At 68.4% G+C, this 18,919-nt stretch carries 18 protein-coding genes; 9 read left to right on the forward strand and 9 right to left on the reverse strand.

What is annotated here, in order from left to right; translation table 11 throughout:
• The first annotated feature begins 72 nt into the window (after nt 1-72).
• From A5780_RS40165 to A5780_RS22725, 4 genes are all read left to right on the forward strand, one after another.
• The gene (locus A5780_RS40165; protein ID WP_146098756.1) at nt 73-261 is read left to right on the forward strand and encodes a hypothetical protein; all 189 of its coding nucleotides are present in this window, start codon (nt 73-75) and stop codon (nt 259-261) included.
• A 119-nt stretch (nt 262-380) separates the two neighbouring features.
• Nucleotides 381-1,013: a Pr6Pr family membrane protein gene (locus A5780_RS22715; protein ID WP_064909547.1), complete on the forward strand. Its 633-nt coding sequence runs from the start codon at nt 381-383 to the stop codon at nt 1,011-1,013.
• Nucleotides 1,014-1,140: 127 nt separating this feature from the next.
• Complete coding sequence (locus A5780_RS22720) at nt 1,141-2,364, forward strand: aspartate aminotransferase family protein (RefSeq protein ID WP_064909548.1); 1,224 nt, start codon at nt 1,141-1,143, stop codon at nt 2,362-2,364.
• Between the two features lie 124 nt (nt 2,365-2,488).
• Nucleotides 2,489-3,139 carry a DUF5134 domain-containing protein gene (locus A5780_RS22725; RefSeq protein WP_064909549.1) on the forward strand — a complete coding sequence of 217 codons (651 nt, stop codon included), beginning with the start codon at nt 2,489-2,491 and terminating at the stop codon, nt 3,137-3,139.
• On the opposite strand, the gene A5780_RS22730 is transcribed toward A5780_RS22725, so the two are convergent.
• The 3 genes from A5780_RS22730 to A5780_RS22740 form a co-directional block, all read right to left on the reverse strand.
• The gene (locus A5780_RS22730; RefSeq protein ID WP_030517259.1) at nt 3,140-3,835 is read right to left on the reverse strand and encodes a PhzF family phenazine biosynthesis protein; all 696 of its coding nucleotides are present in this window, start codon (nt 3,833-3,835) and stop codon (nt 3,140-3,142) included.
• An 89-nt stretch (nt 3,836-3,924) separates the two neighbouring features.
• Nucleotides 3,925-4,464, reverse strand: coding sequence for a carboxymuconolactone decarboxylase family protein (locus A5780_RS22735; RefSeq protein ID WP_063016636.1), 540 nt, complete (start codon nt 4,462-4,464; stop codon nt 3,925-3,927).
• A 24-nt stretch (nt 4,465-4,488) separates the two neighbouring features.
• Nucleotides 4,489-5,076 carry a peroxiredoxin gene (locus tag A5780_RS22740; RefSeq protein ID WP_030517257.1) on the reverse strand — a complete coding sequence of 196 codons (588 nt, stop codon included), beginning with the start codon at nt 5,074-5,076 and terminating at the stop codon, nt 4,489-4,491.
• Between the two features lie 133 nt (nt 5,077-5,209).
• Between A5780_RS22740 and A5780_RS22745 the strand changes: the two genes are divergently transcribed.
• The 3 genes from A5780_RS22745 to A5780_RS22755 all read left to right on the forward strand — a co-directional run bounded on the left by A5780_RS22745 (nt 5,210) and on the right by A5780_RS22755 (nt 7,667).
• Complete coding sequence (locus A5780_RS22745) at nt 5,210-6,118, forward strand: hydrogen peroxide-inducible genes activator (RefSeq protein WP_063016634.1); 909 nt, start codon at nt 5,210-5,212, stop codon at nt 6,116-6,118.
• A gap of 60 nt (nt 6,119-6,178) precedes the next feature.
• A complete protein-coding gene (locus tag A5780_RS22750) occupies nt 6,179-6,973 on the forward strand; it encodes an MBL fold metallo-hydrolase (protein ID WP_030517255.1) in 795 nt (264 codons plus the stop codon).
• 241 nt (nt 6,974-7,214) lie between these two features.
• Nucleotides 7,215-7,667 (forward strand): gamma-glutamylcyclotransferase family protein, encoded by a 453-nt coding sequence (locus tag A5780_RS22755; RefSeq protein WP_063016633.1) that lies wholly within the window; start codon nt 7,215-7,217, stop codon nt 7,665-7,667.
• 147 nt (nt 7,668-7,814) lie between these two features.
• Here the strand turns inward: A5780_RS22755 and speD are convergent, their stop codons facing one another.
• The 4 genes from speD to A5780_RS22775 all read right to left on the reverse strand — a co-directional run bounded on the left by speD (nt 7,815) and on the right by A5780_RS22775 (nt 13,921).
• The gene (speD, locus tag A5780_RS22760; protein WP_064909550.1) at nt 7,815-9,032 is read right to left on the reverse strand and encodes an adenosylmethionine decarboxylase; all 1,218 of its coding nucleotides are present in this window, start codon (nt 9,030-9,032) and stop codon (nt 7,815-7,817) included.
• Nucleotides 9,033-9,040: 8 nt separating this feature from the next.
• Complete coding sequence (locus tag A5780_RS22765) at nt 9,041-10,102, reverse strand: type III PLP-dependent enzyme (RefSeq protein ID WP_063016629.1); 1,062 nt, start codon at nt 10,100-10,102, stop codon at nt 9,041-9,043.
• 288 nt (nt 10,103-10,390) lie between these two features.
• Nucleotides 10,391-12,898, reverse strand: a complete 2,508-nt coding sequence (locus A5780_RS22770; RefSeq protein WP_064909551.1) for an RNA helicase — start codon at nt 12,896-12,898, stop codon at nt 10,391-10,393.
• 90 nt (nt 12,899-12,988) lie between these two features.
• A complete protein-coding gene (locus A5780_RS22775; RefSeq protein WP_062962321.1) occupies nt 12,989-13,921 on the reverse strand; it encodes a proteasome assembly chaperone family protein in 933 nt (310 codons plus the stop codon).
• Between the two features lie 320 nt (nt 13,922-14,241).
• On the opposite strand from A5780_RS22775, the gene A5780_RS22780 reads away from it, so the two are divergent.
• Nucleotides 14,242-14,955, forward strand: coding sequence for a DUF5642 family protein (locus A5780_RS22780; RefSeq protein ID WP_063016624.1), 714 nt, complete (start codon nt 14,242-14,244; stop codon nt 14,953-14,955).
• Between the two features lie 810 nt (nt 14,956-15,765).
• Nucleotides 15,766-17,211, forward strand: coding sequence for a DUF4192 domain-containing protein (locus A5780_RS39325; protein ID WP_197521835.1), 1,446 nt, complete (start codon nt 15,766-15,768; stop codon nt 17,209-17,211).
• Nucleotides 17,212-17,246: 35 nt separating this feature from the next.
• Here the strand turns inward: A5780_RS39325 and galE are convergent, their stop codons facing one another.
• Both galE and A5780_RS22795 read right to left on the reverse strand, forming a co-directional pair.
• Complete coding sequence (gene galE, locus A5780_RS22790) at nt 17,247-18,227, reverse strand: UDP-glucose 4-epimerase GalE (RefSeq protein ID WP_063016620.1); 981 nt, start codon at nt 18,225-18,227, stop codon at nt 17,247-17,249.
• A 3-nt stretch (nt 18,228-18,230) separates the two neighbouring features.
• Nucleotides 18,231-18,917, reverse strand: coding sequence for a metal-dependent transcriptional regulator (locus A5780_RS22795; RefSeq protein WP_030517246.1), 687 nt, complete (start codon nt 18,915-18,917; stop codon nt 18,231-18,233).
• Between the last annotated feature and the right edge of the window lie 2 nt (nt 18,918-18,919).

An 18,919-nucleotide genomic window follows, 5' to 3' on the forward strand; every position in this document is an offset into this window, starting at 1 on the left:
TGAAGATAACCGAATCGTTGCTATCGGATGATCTTGGTGCCCGGCGGGGGTCGGTTGTGTCACCATCGGATCATGACTGCTGGTTCCGGAACGCCGATGTGGGTCCGTGGACTGCGCGTGGTGTCGGTGCTGCTGGGCATCGCCGCTCTGGTCCGCGACGGGGTGCGCGCGGTCGCGACGACCGCGTCGAACACGCTGCGCCGGCCGGTGGCAGCCGAGCCCGCGACGAGGCAGCGTACGTCGCCGGTCGGATCCGCCTAGACCCGGAAGACCTTCCGTGCCGCCGGATTACGCCGGCGGCAGGGTTCGTCGTCTGCCGGTGGCCGGGGCGCCGGTGGTGAAATCGCCTGGCGGGCCGACCGGTATGCGAGGATCGTACGATGATCGCCCGTGCGGGAACGCCGATGTGGATCCGGATCCTGCGGATCGCGTTCGGTGTGCTGGGAATTGTTGCGCTGCTGTGGATTCCGCTCCGTGCGTGGGGATCGCCCGGATTCTCGATCGGCAACTACGTGAGCTACTTCACCATCGAATCCAATATCGCCGGTGTGCTGGTTCTGCTGATCGGGGGACTGCTGGATCCGGCGGCGCGGTGCTGGCAGGTGGTGCGCGGCGCGGCCACGCTGTATCTGCTGATCACCGGGGTGATCTACGCGGTGCTGCTGGCGAACATCGATGTGATGCTCACCGACAAGTGGATCAACGACACATTGCATCGGGTGCTGCCGATCGTGCTGGTCGCCGACTGGATTCTGGTGCCGGCGCGGCTGCGGGTCTCGGCGGCGCTGATCGGCGGGTGGCTGATCTACCCGCTCGCCTTCTGCGCCTACAGCCTGGTCCGCGGCGAGATCGTGGACTGGTATCCGTATCCGTTCCTGGACCCCCGAGTGCAGGGGTATGTCTCGCTGCTGATCGGGGTGGTGATGCTGGCTGCGGTGATCGCGCTGCTGGCGATCGCGGTGGCGCGGCTGGGGTCGTTGCACAACCGTCGCGAGGCCCCCGTTCCGGTCTGACCCTGCGGTTGCCGGTCGATTGCGCGGGCCGGACGACCCGGCCTCGTCGGGCGTAGCGCGGGTAGTCTGGCGGCGCGGGCGATCGGGTATGCCCATCGCCACCGGACGACGGGCAGAGGAGCCGAGCATGGGTGCGCTGTGGCACGGATTCGCGGATATGGGCGCGGTGGAGCGCGACGGCGCCTTCGTGGTCGCCCGCGGTGAGGGCGCCTACATCTGGGACGAGGCCGGGCGACGGTATCTCGATGCGACGGCGGGGCTGTGGTTCACCAATGTCGGTCACGGCCGCCGCGAGATCGCCGACGCGGTCGCGGCGCAATTGTCGACGCTCGCACACTATTCGAACTTCGGCGATCTGACCGCGCCGGTGACGCAGCGGCTGGCCGAGCGGTTGTCGGAGCTGGCGCCGGTGCCCGGCAGCAAGATCATGTTCACCTCCGGTGGATCCGATTCGGTTGACACCGCCGCCAAACTCGCCCGCCGGTTCTGGCGCGAGCAGGGCCGTCCGGACAAGACGCTGCTCGTCGGCCGCCGGTTGGCCTATCACGGAATGCACGTCGCCGGAACGGCGCTGGCCGGCATCGAGGGCAATCACGAGGGATACGGCGAGCTGATGGCCGATACCCGCACGGTGGAATTCGATCAGGCGCAGGCGCTGCGGGCGCTGATCGACGAGGTGGGTGCCGATCGGATCGCGGCGTTCTTCTGCGAGCCGATCATCGGGGCGGGCGGGGTGTATCTGCCACCGGAGGGTTATCTCTCCGAGGTTCGCCGCCTCTGCCGCGACAACGACATCCTGTTCGTCGCCGACGAGGTCGTCACCGGCTTCGGGCGGATCGGCGGATCGTGGTTCGCCTCCACTCGTTTCGGGCTCGAACCGGACCTGATGACCACCGCGAAGGGCCTGACGTCCGGCTATCTGCCGATGGGCGCGGTCTTCGTGGCACCGCGAGTGGCCGAACCGTTCTTCGGTGGCGGAGTGTGGTTCCGGCACGGCTACACCTACGGCGGCCACGCCGGATCGGCCGCCGCGGCGATGGCCAATCTCGACATCATCGAACGCGAGCATCTGCTCGACGCCAGCAAGAACATCGAATCGCTGCTGCACGACCACCTCACGCCGCTGGCCGGACATCCGCGCGTGGCGGAGGTTCGCAGTGGGCTGGGCGCGGTGGCCGGGGTGCAGCTCGCCGATCCGTCCGAGGGGCCGGCCATGGTGAAAGCGCTACGCGCCGAAGGCGTTTCCACCCGGTCCGCCGGCCAGGGCGCGTTGCAGATCTCGCCGGCGTTCGTCATGACCGACGAGCAGATCGGCGAGCTCGCGGCGGCGATCGGTCGCGCGCTGGGCTGAGCGCACGGTCTGCCCCACGGCTGCCTCTTCGGTGCCTCCGGGCCGCCGGATGGGCGGTGCCCATCGTCGCGCCGTGCGAGCATGGATGCGAAGGCGAACGCGCCGCGGCGGAAGGTGGTGGGGTGTGGGGTCTTTCGTGACCGAGCACGAGGTGTTGCGCTGGGGCGTCGTCACGGCGTTCGTCGCCGCGGCGGGCATCGTTCTGGTACGGCATGTGGCGGTGCCGGTGACGCCGGGACACGCGAGCGGACAGCGGCCGGGAACCTGGCCGAGCGAGGTCGACGCGCACGAATCCGATGCGGCCCATCTCGTGATGTGCCTGGTCATGCTCGCGATGCTGCTGTTCCCGGTGGCTGCCGCGCTCGATGCGATCCGCGGGGTGCTCATCGCCATGATCGTCGTGTACGCGGGCCTGTCGATCGTGCGAATCGCGCACTGGCGCACGGCATCCGGCGGCGACGGCGCCGAATTCCGGCTCCCGGCGGTGGTCTACCACCTGGTCGCGGCCGCGGCGATGCTGTGGGTGATGGCCGGACATCATCACGGTATGGGGCACCCGGATATGAGCGGTGCGGATGGCCCGCCGGTCGTACCCGTCTCGATCGTGGCCGCGCTGTTCGCGCTCGACGGCCTACTGCTGCTGTTCCCGTGTACGAGAACCGCACTGCGGCACAGTATTTCGCATCCGTCCGGCACACCGGGCGCCCTCGGCGCCGTTCCGCACGTCGTGATGGATCTCGGGACCGCCTATATGTTGATCGCCGCCGTCGCCTGATCAGAGGAGTATGGGGTGATCGGCCACGACACGTCCGCCCAGACGCACCCAGCCGTCGGAATCCCATTCGGTGAACAGCTGTGAACCCGCGCCCTGGGTGATGATCAGGCTGCGGCGCAATTTCGCGGTGAGTGCGATCGCGGCCGCGCCCGTCGCCTCGTCCTCGGCGATTCCCAAGGCGGGAGCGAACATTCGCGCGTGCACGGCGCCGCGCGCCTCGTTCGTCCAAGCCCACACGTAATGCTGGCCGTCGGTGAAGTGGCGCGGGTCGACCGTGTCTAGGAAGGCGGCGTCGGAGAATTCGTCGAAGGTGAACTCGGGCGCCCATTCGGCGCGGGCGCGAATCCAGACCAGGCCGTCGTCGAGCATCTGGATTTCGACGGGACCGGCGGGCACGTCGATGATCTTCACGGGATGCCCCTGATCGGCCAGCCACCATGCCGCGCCGACCGTCGGATGTCCCGCGAACGGCAGCTCCCGTGCGGGGGTGTAGATGCGCATCCGGGCGCGCCCGGCCACCGGATCGTCGACGACCACCGTCTCACTGTGGCCGATTCGCGCCGCCAGCAACTGGTGATCGATCGCGGCCACGGCCCCCGCGCGCACGATGCCCAGTGGGTTACCGAGCCGGCCGGTGACGTCGGTGAAGACCCGAACCACCTCGACCTGTGTGCCGTCGCTTTCCCATTGGCTCATGCTGCCCCAGCGTACCCGGAGCAACACGCGCGATGCCCCGCCCCGATGGACGGGGCGGGGCATCCGGTGGAATGCGTCTCGACGGTGCCTCAGACCGTCGCGGCGGCCAGCGTCTCGCTGGCCTGCACGGCTTGGCCGACGCCCGCCACGATCGCGGCGACGCGCAGCGCCTCGAAGATCACCTCGCGCGAGACACCGGCCTCACGCAGGGTGTGTTCGTGGGCCTCCAGGCAGTGCTGGCAGCCGTTGATCGACGACACTGCGAACGACCACAGCTCGAAATCGGCCTTCTCGACGCCCGGATTGCCGATGATCTGCATGCGCAGCCCGGCGCGCAGATCATCGTAACGACCCTCCAAAAACGCCCGGCCCCGGTAGAACACGTTGTTCATACCCATGATCGAGGCGGCGCCCAGTGCCGCGTTGTAGGCCTCCGCGGACAGGGTGTCGGCGGCCTCCTCGCCGATCTCGCGCAGGGTGGTGGCCGACCGGGTGGCGGCCGCCGCGGCGAGCAGGGTGCCCCACAGCTGCTGTTCGTTCAGCACGGTCGACCGTGCGATGGACGACAGGTTGAGCTTGAGGTCCTTGGCGTATTCGGGAAGCGAATTCTTCAGGTTTTCAACAGACACGGGCAGGAACTTCCTTTTCGGTGATCAGACGCTCGCGGACAGCAGCTCACCCGCGTCGATGGTCGGGTCGCCCTTCTTCCAGTTGCAGGCGCACAGCTCGTCGGACTGCAGCGCGTCGAGCACGCGCAGCACCTCGTCGACGTTGCGGCCGACCGAACCGGCGGTCACGGAGACGAACTGGACCTCGTTGTTCGGGTCGACGATGAAGGTCGCGCGGTCGGCGACACCGTCGGCGTTGAGCACGCCGGTCGCGGTGACGAGCTCACGCTTGAGGTCGCTCAGCATCGGGAAGGGGAGGGTCTTGAGATCCTCGTGCTGGGCGCGCCACTGGAAGTGCACGAACTCGTTGTCGACCGACACACCCAGGACCTGGGCGTCGCGGTCGGCGAACTCCTCGTTCAGCTTGCCGAAGGCGGCGATTTCGGTCGGGCACACGAAGGTGAAGTCCTTCGGCCAGAAGAAGACGATGCGCCACTTGCCGGCGTAGTCGTCACTGGAGACCTGGGTGAAGTAGTCGTCGGGCTGCTGCGCGTTCACCTTCGACAGGTCACCGCCGATGACCGCCGTCAGGTTGTAGGCGGGGAACTGGTCGCCGATGGTCAGCAGAGCCATGTTGTCTCCTTCGTCGTAGTGGGGCACGGGTGACGGGTCGCCCTGGTGCGGGACACCGTCGAAGCTTTCGCTGTCGATCATGCCCAAAAACCAATAAAAGGTAAAGGTGATCAGTTGCACTATACTGATAGGCGTGACTGATCAGACTTATCAGCCCACCCTGTCACAGCTGCGTGCGTTCGTGGCGATTGCGGAATACCGCCACTTCGGGACCGCCGCGGCTCATCTGAATGTGAGCCAACCCACGTTATCGCAGGCACTGGCATCACTGGAAAACGGTTTGGGCCTGCAGCTGATCGAGCGAAGCACCCGCCGGGTGCTGGTGACCGCCGCGGGCAAAAGGTTGCTGCCGCAGGCGATGGCGACGCTCGAGGCCGCCGACCGCTTCGTCGCCACCGCGGCCGGCGACGGTCTCGGCGGCACCCTGCGCATGGGCATCATCCCCACCGTCGCGCCCTATGTGCTGCCCGCGTTGCTGCCGGAACTGCGCCGCCGGTTGCCGGCTCTGGTGCCGCATGTCATCGAGGATCAGACCGCCCGGCTGCTCGACGGATTGCGCAGCGGCGTCCTCGACGTCGCGATGATGGCACTGCCGTCCGAGGCCACCGGCATGGTCGAAATCCCGCTCTACACCGAGGAATTCGTCCTGGTCACGCCCCTCGGCCACGAATTGGCCGGGCGGAGCGACATCGAGCCCGCGGCCCTGGACGAGTTGCCGCTGCTGTTGCTCGACGAGGGGCACTGCCTGCGTGACCAGACGCTGGATCTGTGCCGGTCGCAGGACGTGCGCCCGGGGCCGGTCGGCGATACTCGCGCGGCCTCGCTGACGACGGTGGTGCAGTGCGTGGGCGGAGGGCTCGGGGTGACGCTGATTCCCGAGATGGCCGTGGCGGCCGAAACCTCCCGTGGCACATTGGATATCGCTCGGTTCGCCGCGCCCGCGCCGGGGCGCACCATCGGCCTGGTCTTCCGGGGTTCGACCGCACGCGTGGAGGACTACGAACAGCTGGCGGAAATCATTCGGGCACAACGCCCGATATGAGAAATTCCATGGTCTCCCATCCCGATTGACCGGCCGGTGGGCGTCTGGAACGCTCGTCGCGTGCGGATTCATCACCTCAACTGCGGCACCATGGCCATGGGCATGGTGGACCACTGCCTGCTCATCGAGACCAGGACCGGGTTGGTGCTGGTGGATACCGGATTCGGGCTCGACTGTGTGCGCGATCCCGGCCGCTTCGTCGGCCCCGGCCGCTTTCTGCTCGGCATCCGGCCCGCCGAGCACCACACCGCAATCCGGCAGATCCAGGCGCTGGGCTACGACCCCGCCGATGTGCGCCACATCATCCTCACGCACCTCGACCTCGACCACTCCGCCGGACTGGCGGATTTCCCCGAGGCGACAATTCACGTGCACGGGCCCGAATTCCGCGCGGCGACCGCGGGGCGGACGCTGTCGGAGCGACTGCGCTACCGGGCGGCGCAGTGGTCGCACGGGCCGCGCTGGATGGTCAACGAACTCGACGGCACCGACGAGTGGTTCGGTTTCCGCGCGGTGCGCGATTTGCCGGGCGTGCCGCCGGAAATCCTGGTCGTCCCGCTGCCCGGCCACACGCGCGGTCACGTCGGGGTCGCCGTCGACACGGGGTCGGGCTGGCTGCTGCACGCCGGTGACGCGTTCTACGTCGCGAGCGAGATCGACCCGGCCGGGCCGAAGACGCCGCTGTTCTGGTGGTCGTTCGAACTGGGCTCGATCGTGCGCGGGGCTTATCTGGAGAACCGGCGGCGACTGGTGGAACTGGGCCGCGCCCACGGCAATGCGATCACCATCGTCAACTCGCACGACCCTGATCTGTTCGCCCGGGTCACCGGGAATTCTGTGCGGCCTGTCGGATAGCGCGAGGGCTACCGCGCGCATCCCGCGGAAGGAGGGTTTCCCGGTCTGGCGACTTCTCGGCAACCCGTGACCAGCGACGACGTAACCTGTGATGTAGGTCACGTTTACCCGGTGTGATGCGCCGCTCGCCCATTCGGCACAGTGGAGGGATGCGATACGGGTGTGCGAGTAGGAACGGATGGTTCGACGTAACGACGGATAGGTGCGCGGAGGGCGCCGGAGATGCCGGAGGGGTGATCCGGTGACCGCGGCGAAGAAGCCCGCGCCGCAACGCCGCGCGCGTCCCGACGATCCCGGCCCGGACCTGTTCGCCTACGGCACCCTGCAATTCGGTCCCGTGCTCGATGTGCTGCTGGGCCGCACGCCCGAGATGGATGTCGCGGTCGCGCGGGGCTGGCGGGTCGCGGCCCTGCCGCAGCGGCTCTACCCGGGGCTGGTGGCCGAACCCGGGCGAATGGCGGGCGGGCTGGTCCTGCGCGGGCTGACCGCGGCCGACTGGCGGACCATCGAAGCCTTCGAGGATCCGGAATACGATCTGCGCCCGATCGAGCTGATCGGTTACGAGCAACCCGTGCGGACCTTCGTCTGGTCGTCGGCGGTCACGGGCAACGACTGGCTGCCCGAAGTGTTCGTCTCCCACCACCTCGACCGCTACGTCGAGCGCACGGCCCAGTGGCGGCAGGAGCGCGCCTGAGCGTCGGTGGACGGCCATAGACCGCGAAGCAGGTGTGCGGCAGGTTCGTGACGACGGCTGTCGAAAAGGACCGCCCGGGACTGTCGTCCCGGGCGGTCCTTCTCGTATTCGATTGTCAGGCAAGCCGATCCACGATCGCCGGCCGTATCATGCCCGAGCGGCGATCTCCCGCAGTGCGTACGGTTCGATGGCGCCGCGCACCAGCGCGCGTTCGTCGACCGTCTCCGCATGGTAGGGCAGCTTCGGCAGCTTCTCGCACATCGCCGCGACCGGGTCGTCGATGCGCTCGGCGACACCGAACAGGAACGTCCACTCGTGCTCGTCGCTGCCGTAGGGCACCACGGTGGCGAACAGATCGGTGAACCGCTGCCACGAACGCTTCAGCGTCTCGTTGCGCCACATGGTCGGGCAACCGGCCTGAGCGGCCAGAACGCCGCCCTCGGCCAGCAGCGCCTTACATCGGGTGAGGAATTCCTCCTCGTAGAGGCGGTTGTGCTGGGCGTCCTCGACCCGCTCGTCGGGGAGGTCGATGACGATCACGTCGTAGCGCACACCGGCGGCTTCGGCCTCGGCCAGGAAGTCCCAGCCGTCGGCGTAGTGCATCCGGATCGCGCCGTCACCGCGGACCGCGGCCTCCAGATCGGCGGGAGTGTATCCGTAGGGCAGATGCCGGGCGCACAGCTCGACCTCCATCCGGTCGATATCGACATGGTCGACGCGGGTCGCGCCCGCGGCCACCGACATCTGGCTGGCCACGCCCTCCCCGGAACCGATGATGAGCACGTTGTCGAGCTTGGCCGCCAGCGCGTAGGCCGGGACCAGCATCGCCTCGTGATAGGTCAGCTGGGAGAACTCGGTGGACTGCCGGTCGTCGTCGGAGAACAGCGACACGCCCTGCGCCGTGCGCGCGATCACCATGTGCTGGAACGGAGTTCGCGCATCCACGATCACCTCCGACAGATCCCAGACGCGGGTCAGGCCGTCGCCGACCGGCTCGTGCACCCGGCGCGCGTGATGCCCGCGCTGCACGACCTCCATATGCACCGATTCCGGCTGCAGCGCTTCCTGCAGCAACTCGACCGCCTTGGTGGCGCCGGCGCCGATGCTGCCGCATGTGAACACGTCGACGAAGATGTCGCCGGATTCCGGATAGGTGTGGATCGACGCGTGCGATTCCGACAGCAGCGCCAGCACCGTCACGCCGTGGGGCTCGAACTTCTTGTGCACCACCTCGCAGATCGTCACTCCCGCGGCGAGCAACGATTGTCGAAGCGCTGTTTCGAGTCGTTCGAGATCGTCGCAGAGGGCTACGTCGACACCACCGAACTCGGCCAGCACGTGCCAGCCGGTGAATTCTGCCGTCATGGGCAAACTCACTCTCGCTCAGCGCCGATGACATGCACAGTCAAAGGCGGAAAACCGTTGAAGGACACCGACGAATAGCTCGCCGTATAAGCGCCGGTATCGAGGATCCGAACGGGATCACCGGCTCGCAGCGTGGTCGGCAGAAGGACTCGCGTGCGTTGATACAGTACATCGTCTCCGTCGCAGGTAGGGCCCGCGATCACCGCCTCGTCGACGGGGTCGCCGTCGCGGTCGGTGTCGATCCGGTAGGCGATGTACTCGTTCTCGGTCTCGGCCATACCGTTGTAGCGGCCGATGTCGAGATACACCCAGCGCCGCCCGTCCGGCGCGATGCGCACGTTCACGACCTCGGCGTGGATCACGCCGGCATTGCCCACCAGGGCACGGCCGGGTTCCACCACCAGGTCGGTGTGCTCGGGAAGGTGCCGCGTCGCCGACTCGGCGATCACGGCACTCAGTTCGGACAGCTCCGGCGCCGGGTCGGCGTACGAAATCGGCAGGCCCCCACCGATATTCACCGACGTCACCGGGATGTCCTTGACCGCCAGCGCCTCCGTGATGGCAGCGGCCTGCTCGATGCCGATCTGCCACGCCACCGGATCCAGTTGCTGGGACCCCACGTGGAAATAGGGGCCTGCCACCCGCAGGCCCAGGTCGCCGGCGCGCACCAGCAGCCGCACCGCCTCACCGGGCGCGCAGCCGAATTTGGTGCCGAACGGGGTCTGCGACTGCGGCGCGGAGGCGAGGAACCGGCACTCCACCTCCGAGCCCGGCGCGAGTTCGGCGATCCGCTCCAGGTCGTCCTCGGTGTCGAAGGCGAACCGGCGCACGCCCGCGGCGTAGGCGGCGGCGATGTGGGCGGCCTTCTTGATCGGATTGCCGTAGCAGAGCACTGCCGGGTCGACCCCCAGCGCCACACACATCTCGATCTCGCCGATGCTGGCGACGTCGAATTCGGCGCCCTCGGAATCGAGCAGCCGGATGATCTCCGGCATCGGAGATGCTTTGACAGCGAAGCGAATTCGTGCCGACGGGAAGGCCGCACGGAAAGCGTGGAAGTTGCCGCGCACCCGATCGAGGTCGATGACGAGACAGGGCGACTCGGGCGCGTTTGTACCGGTCAATCTAAGGGAACTCTCTTTCTTCTGGGCAGCCTCCCGCTGCAGGCAGCGAGCGAGAGAGTATCAGCGCGGGGGCACGGGAAACGAACCGGAACGAGGGTCGGCTTGATCACGCTCGGGTCAGCGCGGCCCGCACCGGGGGACGGCGGCCGGATCAGATCAGCGCGTCGGCACCGGGTTTTCGGCGGCGTACGAGCGTCGTGGCCGGATCGCGACGGAGGCCGAGAACGATCGTGCTCATCCCGCACGCACCGTCATCGCATCGAAGACCACCTCGCCGGCGGCATCGGATTCGGCCAGATCCACGACGGCCTCGAGCGCCCAGCCGTGATCACCGGCGGGGTCGTCGAGCACCTGGCGCACCCGCCAGAAACCCGGTTCGGTCTCCACGGCGAACAGCGCCGGGCCGCGGGCGTCCGGGCCGGTGCCGATCGCGCCGTACTCGTCGAAGTACGCGGCCAGATCGTTCGCCCAGTCCGGACCGTCGTCGAATTCGGCGAGTTCGTCCCAGCGCTGCCGGGCGGCCAGCTCGACCCGGCGAAACATGCTGTTGCGCACCATGACCCGGAACGCACGTTCGTTCGCGGTGATCGGCCGCACGGTGTCGGCGCCGAAGGCGAGTTGATCGTCGTCGGTCTCGGCGCCCGGATTGGTGAGTTGCTCCCATTCGTCGAGCAGACTCGAATCGACTTGGCGGACAAGCTCACCGAGCCATTCGGTGATGTCCTCGAGTTCCTCGGTGCGCGCGGATTCGGGGACGGTCCGGCGCAGCGCGCGATAGGCGTCGGCGAGGTAGCGCAGCACCAGACCCTCCGAGCGCGCCAGCTCGTACTGGGAGACCAGTTCGGCGAAAGTCAGTGAGCGCTCGATCATTTCGCGCACCACGGATTTGGGGGAGGGGCTGAATTCCGAGACCCACGGATGGCCGGCGCGATAGGTTTCGAAGGCCGGTTCGATCAACTCGGCCAGCGGTTTCGGCCAGGTGATCTCCTCGATCAGCTCCATGCGTTCGTCGTACTCGATGCCGTCGGCCTTCATTTCGGCGATCGCCGCACCCCGCGCCCGGTGCTGCTGGGCGAGCAGCAACTGGCGCGGATCCTCCAGTGTGGATTCGATGATCGACACCACATCCAGTGTGTAGCTGGGAGCGGAGTTGTCAAGCAGCTCCAGCGCTGCCAGCGCGAACGGCGACAGCGGCTGGTCGAGCGCGAAGTCGCGCTGCAGATCGACGGTGAGCCGCGCCCGACGACCGGTGGCGTCGGGTTCGTCGAGTTGCTGGACCACGCCCGCATCGCGCAGCGCACGGTAGAGCCGGATCGCTTTCAGGATGTGTTTGCGCTGCGCAGGCCGTGGTTCGTGATTGTCCTCGAGCAGATGGCGCATCGCGTCGAAACAGTTGCCCGGCCGGGCGATGACGTTGAGCAGCATCGAATTGGTGACACGGAAGCGAGACACCATCGGTTCCGGCTGCGCGGTGACGAGCCGGTCGAAGGTGTCCTCCGACCAGGACACGAAACCCTCCGGAGGTTTACGCCGCTGGATTTTGCGCAGCTTCTTCGGATCGTCGCCGGCCTTGGCGACCAGCCTGGCGTTCTCCACCTCGTGCTCGGGTGCCTGCACCACCACCGTGCCGACGGTGTCGTACCCGGCGCGCCCGGCCCGGCCCGCGATCTGATGGAATTCGCGCGCCTTCAAACGCCGCGTGCGCACCCCGTCGAATTTCGTCAATCCGGTGAGCAGCACCGTGCGGATCGGCACGTTGATGCCCACACCGAGGGTGTCGGTGCCGCAGACGACCTTCAGCAACCCGTCCTGGGCCAGCCGTTCCACCAGCCGCCGATACTTCGGCAACATCCCGGCGTGGTGCACGCCGATGCCGTGGCGGATCAGCCGCGACAGTGTCTTGCCGAATCCGGTCGCGAACCGGAATCCGCCCAGCGCCTGGGCGATTGCGTCCTTTTCCGCCTTGGACGCGAAATTCACACTCGTCAGCGCCTGAGCGCGCTCGAGTGCGGCGGCCTGGGTGAAGTGCACGACGTAGACCGGGGCCTGGCTGGTGGTCACCAGATCTTCCAGGGTCTCCGTGATGGGAGTGCGGACATAGGAGAACAGCAGCGGCACCGGGCGCTCGGAGCCGGTGACGACGGCGGTGGAGCGGCCGGTGCGGCGTTCCAGATCCCGGGCGAAATGGTCCACCTCACCCAAAGTGGCCGACATCAGCAGGAATTGGGCGCGCGGCAGTTCCAGCAGCGGCACTTGCCAGGCCCAGCCGCGATCGGGATCTGCGTAGAAATGGAATTCGTCCATCACCACCTGGCCGATATCGGCGTCCGCGCCTTCCCGCAGCGCGAGATTGGCGAGGATTTCGGCGGTGGCGCAGATGATGGGGGCGGTCGGATTCACCGCGGCGTCGCCGGTGACCATGCCGACCTTGTCGGCGCCGAACACCTCGCACAGCGCGAAGAACTTCTCGCTGACCAGCGCTTTGATCGGCGCGGTGTAGTAGCTGCGCTCACCGCGGTTCAGCGCGGCGAAGTGGGCGCCGACGGCGACCATCGATTTGCCGGAGCCGGTGGGGGTGGCGAGGATGACGTTCGCGCCGGTCATCAGCTCGAGCAGCGCCTCGTCCTGCGCCGGATACAGCGTCAGCCCCTGGGCGGAAGTCCATTCGGCGAAGGTTTCGTACAGCCAGTCGGCATCCACGTCGGGCACGGCACGGTCGGGAACCAGTTCGGACAGCTGCACGTGCGTCCACGTTACCGACGAACCGCCGCGGGTACCGCATCGCCCGGCGGCACGGCGGTGAACCGTGCGCGCCGGGCGATGTGGTGTGGGTCAGTCCCGGGGGTCGTCGCCGTCGCCGAATTCGGTCTGCTCGGCGAGGAAGCGCTCGAACTCCGCGCCCAGTTCCTCGCCCGTCGGCAGGTCGGCCTCGCCGGCGAGCAGGCTGGAGCGGCGCTCTTGGGCGGTGACGAAGCTGTCGTACTGGCGCTCGAGCGCCTGTACCACCGTCTCCACCTCGGCATTTCCGGCGATGTGCTCGTTGACCTGTTCGCGCACGCGGGCCGCTGCCTCGCCCAGTGCGGCCAGCGGAAGTTCCAGCCCGGCGTTGTCGGCGACGTTCTCCAGCAGTGTCTGCGCGGCTTCCGGGTACGCGGTCTGCGCCAGGTAGTGCGGGACGTGCACCGAGAATCCGATGGATTCGTGGCCGTGCTGTCCCATGCGGTACTCCAGCAGCGACGACGCGCTACCGGGAACCTGCAGTTCTCCGGGCCAGCGCTGATGCTCACCGATCAGATCGCGGTCGCTGGCGTGTGCGGTGACACCCAGCGGCCGGGTGTGTGGAATCGCCATCGGGATCGCGCTCAGGCCGATGCTGCGACGCACGCCGAGCTGTTCGGCCAGCAGGCGCACCGCCGTCACGAACTTTTCCCAGCGCAGGTCGGGTTCGATGCCCGACAGCAGCAGGAAGGGGGTGCCGGCGGTATCGCGCAGCGCCCACAGGTTCAGTTCCGGATCGGCGTAGTCCGAGAAGTGGTCGGTCTTGAACGTCATCAACGGCCGCCGCGAGCGATAGTCGAGCAATTCGTCGACGTCGAACGAGGCGACGAGCTCCGATTCGAGGCTTTCGCGCAGATGGGTCGTTGCCAGCCGTACCGCGTGACCCGCGTCGGTGAAACCTTCCAGGCCGTGCACCAGCACCGGACCCTCGCCGTCGGCCGAGGACAGCTGCGGAGCGGGGAACTCCAGCTCGTACATACTGCTCATTTGCCAAACTCCCTGGTCAAGCCCTGTCCGCCTCAGTCGTTTTCAGTGGTGGCCCGGTGCCGGATCTCGCCACCTCTCCACCGTCCAGGGTACGCGCGCGGGGGTCGCGTACCGGTCGGCGTGCGGGTGGTGACATCCGACGGAAACCGCCGGTCCACCGGGGGATGTAACCCTGCAGAGTAGCGGTCGCGGAGCGCACCCGGCGGAGGTAGGCCACGCTCTGCCCTACCGGAGAAGACAACTCCGGATCGGCGGGCCGTATTCCCGCGGGGTCGGCGTGGCAGATCCGCGGGGGCGGCGGTATCGGCCATAGTGGGGGAGTGAGCGTCCCGGATCCGCCGGCCTCGCGGAGGCGCCGCGGGTTCGGCCGCACCGTCGGGTACGCGGCATTGAGTTGTCTGCTCGCCGCGTGCGGTTCCACGGTGTCCGGGCATCCGGCCGCGATGCGCCAGAGTGTGGTCACCCGGCATATCGACGGTGATCTGACGGCGATGCTGCCCGGCCAGGACCGATTCCCGACGGGCTATACGACCGTCGTCGCCTCCGGTGATCGCGCCGCGGCGGCGGCCGCGGACCTCACCGCGATTCCGCCGGGGGCACAAATCGACCCGCCGGACTGCGCACCCGATCCGCCCGATCCCGGCCGGATCGCCGTCGTGGTCGGCACGGACGACCGGACGCGAGCCACGATCACCGTCGTGCTCAGCCGTACGAACGAGCCGTTGTCCCGTCTGGGGGATCAGCTTTCGCGCTGCGCCACGGTGCACGCCCGGCACGCGGCGATCGATCGCACGATCACCACGCGGCTGCTGCCGCCTCCGCCGGTCGATGCCGACGACTCTCTGGCCTTCGGCCGGACGGTGACCGGCGCGCCGCCCGGCAGCTCCGCCGATCCGGCCTTGCGCACACTGCTCGCGCAGGTCGGTGACATCCGAATCGAAACCACGGCAATGACTTTCGGTGCCGACGCACCGGATACGACCGGCCTGGACCAGGTCTTCACGGCCGCGGTCGCCAAGGTCCGCACCCGCTGAACACCTCGGGCGGATGTGCTCTCCCCGGCGCAACCGTAACAGCAGGCACCGACATCTCCGCCTGGTTCCACCGCGTGTCGCCGCCGCGATCCCCAGGTCTCGAGGGGCTCCCCAGACGAAATGAAAGCCCAGCTCAGCCACGCGGGCCGGCGGTGACGCCCGGGCAGTGTGAATGTCATGACCACACACACCGACCCCAGCCGGCCCAGCACCGACCGCCCCGATGCCGTGCGGACGCCCTCGCCCTCGAACACTGCGTCGCATCCCGACGCGGCCTCGCCGGAGGCGGACACGATACGAGTCGTGACCGGACCCGGCACCCCGCCGCTGCCCGAGTCGACGGCGCAGGCGGGCGTGCCGGGCCGAGAGGGCTGCTCGACGACCGCGGGTCATGCGCGGAAGGCAGGCCACGGCGGGTCGGAGGGCACCTCGGCCGCCGCGGGTCATGCGCGGAAGGTCATGGACGCCTCGGGGGCCACGAAGGCCGCGGAGGACGAAGCCGCTACCGATAGTGAGCGCGACGCGGCGTCGCCGCCTTTCTCACCGCGCATCGCCCCACACGCCCACCGGATCTGGCGCTCGCAGGACGGAGTCACCCGCACGACGGGCGGGAGGACGGGCGGGTCGACCGCCGAGACGGCACCAGTTCCGTTGTACTGCAACACTGTTCGCGGGAGCGCACGTGTGGACGCCCCGCGAGACGCGTGTGCCGGCACCCGATGCGCGGCCGTGCGCGAATGCGCCGGCGCCGGAGACGGCTGTGGCGACTCGAGGGAGCCGAAGCGGCGTTGGCGGTGTGAGGCCGACCAGGTGTTGCGGCCGCGTGCGGATATCTGCGGAAGCGACAGCGGTGACGAGGAATACGGTGCTGTGCACAACGCGGACGACATGGTGGACGCCGGTGGTGATACGGCGAAACCGTTGCCGTCACAGGGTGATACGCCGCCGGAACCGGCGGGGAGCGTGGCGGACACGCCTCTCGCCGGACCGGGTTCGACACCGCCCGGCGGGGATGGGCACGACGGTGAGGCCGAACCGGGTTTGTCCGGCCGGGGCGACGGTGGGACGTCCGGGAACCTGGCCCAAGACGCGATGGAACAGCACACGCGAGCAGAAGGCGTCGAACAGCTGTGGACGGCGACGGCGCTGACCATGAACGAACCGGCGGAGTTCATCGCGGCCGTGCCCGCGCTGCTGGGATTTCGACCGCAGCGCTCGCTGGTGGCCTGTCTGCTGCTGCGGTCGCAGAAGTACCCGGGGGCGGTCTATCTCGGAGCGGTGGCCCGCCACGATCTCGACGTAGCGGGGTGCGGGGCCTGGGTGCGACTGGCCGGCCAGCTGGCCGCCCTCTGTGGTCAGGAGCAGGCCGTCGGTGTGGTGACGCTGATCGTCGACGATCGTGCTACGGCACCGCGGGCGGGGCGGGCCGGGCGGCGCGCGGCCCGGCATCGCGACTTGGTGCGGGTGCTCGACGGCGCGCTGCGGAGCCAGGACGTACTCCTCGCCGAAGCATGGGCCGTGGGCGAGATCACCCCGGGTGCCGACTGGTGGAGTGTGCTCGATCCGGACAGTGCCGGGACACAAGCGGATCCGGCGGCCTCGCCGGTCGCGCTCGCCCAGGTGCTCGACGGCCGTCCCATCCGCGGCTCGCGCACCGAGCTCACGGCCGCGGTGGCAGAGGATATGCCGCTGCGTGTCGAGATCGACGCGGTGATCGGCAGCGCCGCGGAGGCCGCCAGGCTGCGGTTCCGGCGCGCACTGCGTGCCGGCGAGCCACGCTCCTACAGCCGCGCGGCCCTGGACATGGTGCTGTGGCAGATCAGCACCGTCGAATCGGGCGACGAACTCGACCCACGCGAACTCGCGGATCTGGCCGTCGCCGTGCGCGACACCGCGGTGCGCGATTCCCTGTTCGCGGTGGCGCTGGGTGCCCATGCCGCCGCGGCCGAAGCGCTGTGGTCCCGTGCCTGCCGCGGCCTCACCGGCCCCGACCGCGCCGAACTGGCCACCCTGTTCGGCTACAGCGCCTACACCCGCGGCGACGGACCGCTGGCGGGTGTGGCGTTCGAGGCGGCACTGCAGGCCGATCCGGCGCATCGCATCGCACGACTGCTGGATGCGGCGCTACGCACCGGCATGCGCCCCGGTGATGTGCGCAAACTCGCCGTCAGCGGCCGCGATATCGCCGCCGGGCTGGGTGTCGACCTGGCCGTCGCCGACCTCGGCGAACCGCCCACCGACGCGGAGTCGCGGTGACACCCGCCCGGTCACGGTCGCGGGGACCGCGCGTATCAGCGAGCGCTGTGCGCGCGGTCGCCGAGCGAGGTGAGGAAATCCCACGCGTCGGAGACGATTTCGTCGAGATCGTTGTGTTCGGGCTGCCAGCCGAGTTCGTCGATCGCCTTCGCGCTCGAGGCGATCAGCACCGCCGGATCACCGGCGCGCCGCGGCGCGTCCACCGCCGGAATGGGCCGGCCGACCACACGCTCACAGGCCGAGATCACTTCGCGCACCGAGAAACCCGTACCGCTGCCGAGGTTGAAGATGCGATGTTCGCCCGGCCGCGACTGCGCCAGCGCCAGCACATGGGCGCGGGCGAGGTCACGAATGTGGATGTAGTCGCGCACCGCGGTGCCGTCCGGCGTCGGGTAGTCGGTGCCGAAGACCGAAATCGAATCCCGATGCCCCAGAGCCGTTTGCAGGATCAGCGGGATGAGATGGGTTTCCACCACACGGTTCTCACCGAGCCCGCCGTAGGCGCCGGCGACGTTGAAATACCGCAGGCTCGTCGCGGCCAGACCGTGGGCGACGGCGTAGGAGGTGATCGCGTGGTCGATCGCGAGTTTCGACGCCCCGTAGGGATTGGTCGGCCGGGTCGGGGCGGACTCGAGAATCGGAACCTGTTCCGGCTCACCGTAGACCGCCGCGGTCGAGGAGAACACCAGCCGCGGGGTCTGCGTGCGGCGGATCGCCTCCAGCAGCGCCAGCGTCTTCACCACATTGCCGTACCAGTACTTCTCGGGCTGCTGCACCGATTCGCCGACCAGCGACTGTGCCGCGAAATGCAGGACGCCGTCGAAGGATTCGGATTCGATCAGTTCGACGCCGGTGGTCGCGATATCTCCGTCGACGAATTTCGCCCCGGCAGGCACACCCTCGGCGTTGCCGGTGGACAGATCGTCGACCACCACGACCTCGTGGCCGTCCTGAACCAGTACCTGGGCGCATACTCCGCCGACATATCCGGCACCGCCGGTTACCAGGAGTTTCATTCGTCAGGCCAGCCTGACCTGGACCGCGTGGGCCATCTCGTCGGACAGTTCGAAACCGACGTGCCCGGGCACCGAGATGATCACCACACCCGGCTTGGTCTCCACGGTCACGCGGGCGTCGGGGACCACCCCCGCCTCCCGCAGCTGACCGATCACATCCGGATCGGCCTGGATATGTTCCGACAACCGCCGCACGACGACCGCCGACACCTGTCCGGGCGGCAGATCGGAGAGCCGGACCAGCGTCTCCTCACCGGAATGGATGGAGTTGACGCCGAGTTCGTCCAGGCCGGGGATGGGGTTGCCGTACGGGGAGGTGGTGGGATGGTTGAGCACCTCGAGCAGACGCATTTCCACCTCCTCGCTCATCACGTGCTCCCAGCGGCAGGCTTCGGCGTGCACGTTCTGCCAGTCCAGCCCGATCACGTCGACCAGCAATCGTTCGGCCAGCCGGTGCTTGCGCATGACCGCCACGGCCATCGCACGGCCCTTGTCGGTGAGTTCGAGGTGCCGGTCGCCGGCGACCATCAGCAGACCGTCGCGCTCCATCCGCGCGACCGTCTGACTCACCGTCGGGCCGCTCTGCTCGAGGCGCTCGGCGATACGCGCCCGCAACGGCACCACGCCCTCCTCCTCGAGGTCGTAGATGGTACGGAGATACATCTCCGTGGTGTCGACCAGATCCTTCACCT

Source organism: Nocardia sp. 852002-20019_SCH5090214 (genome assembly GCF_001665865.1).
Classification (GTDB): Bacteria; Actinomycetota; Actinomycetes; order Mycobacteriales; family Mycobacteriaceae; genus Nocardia; species Nocardia nova.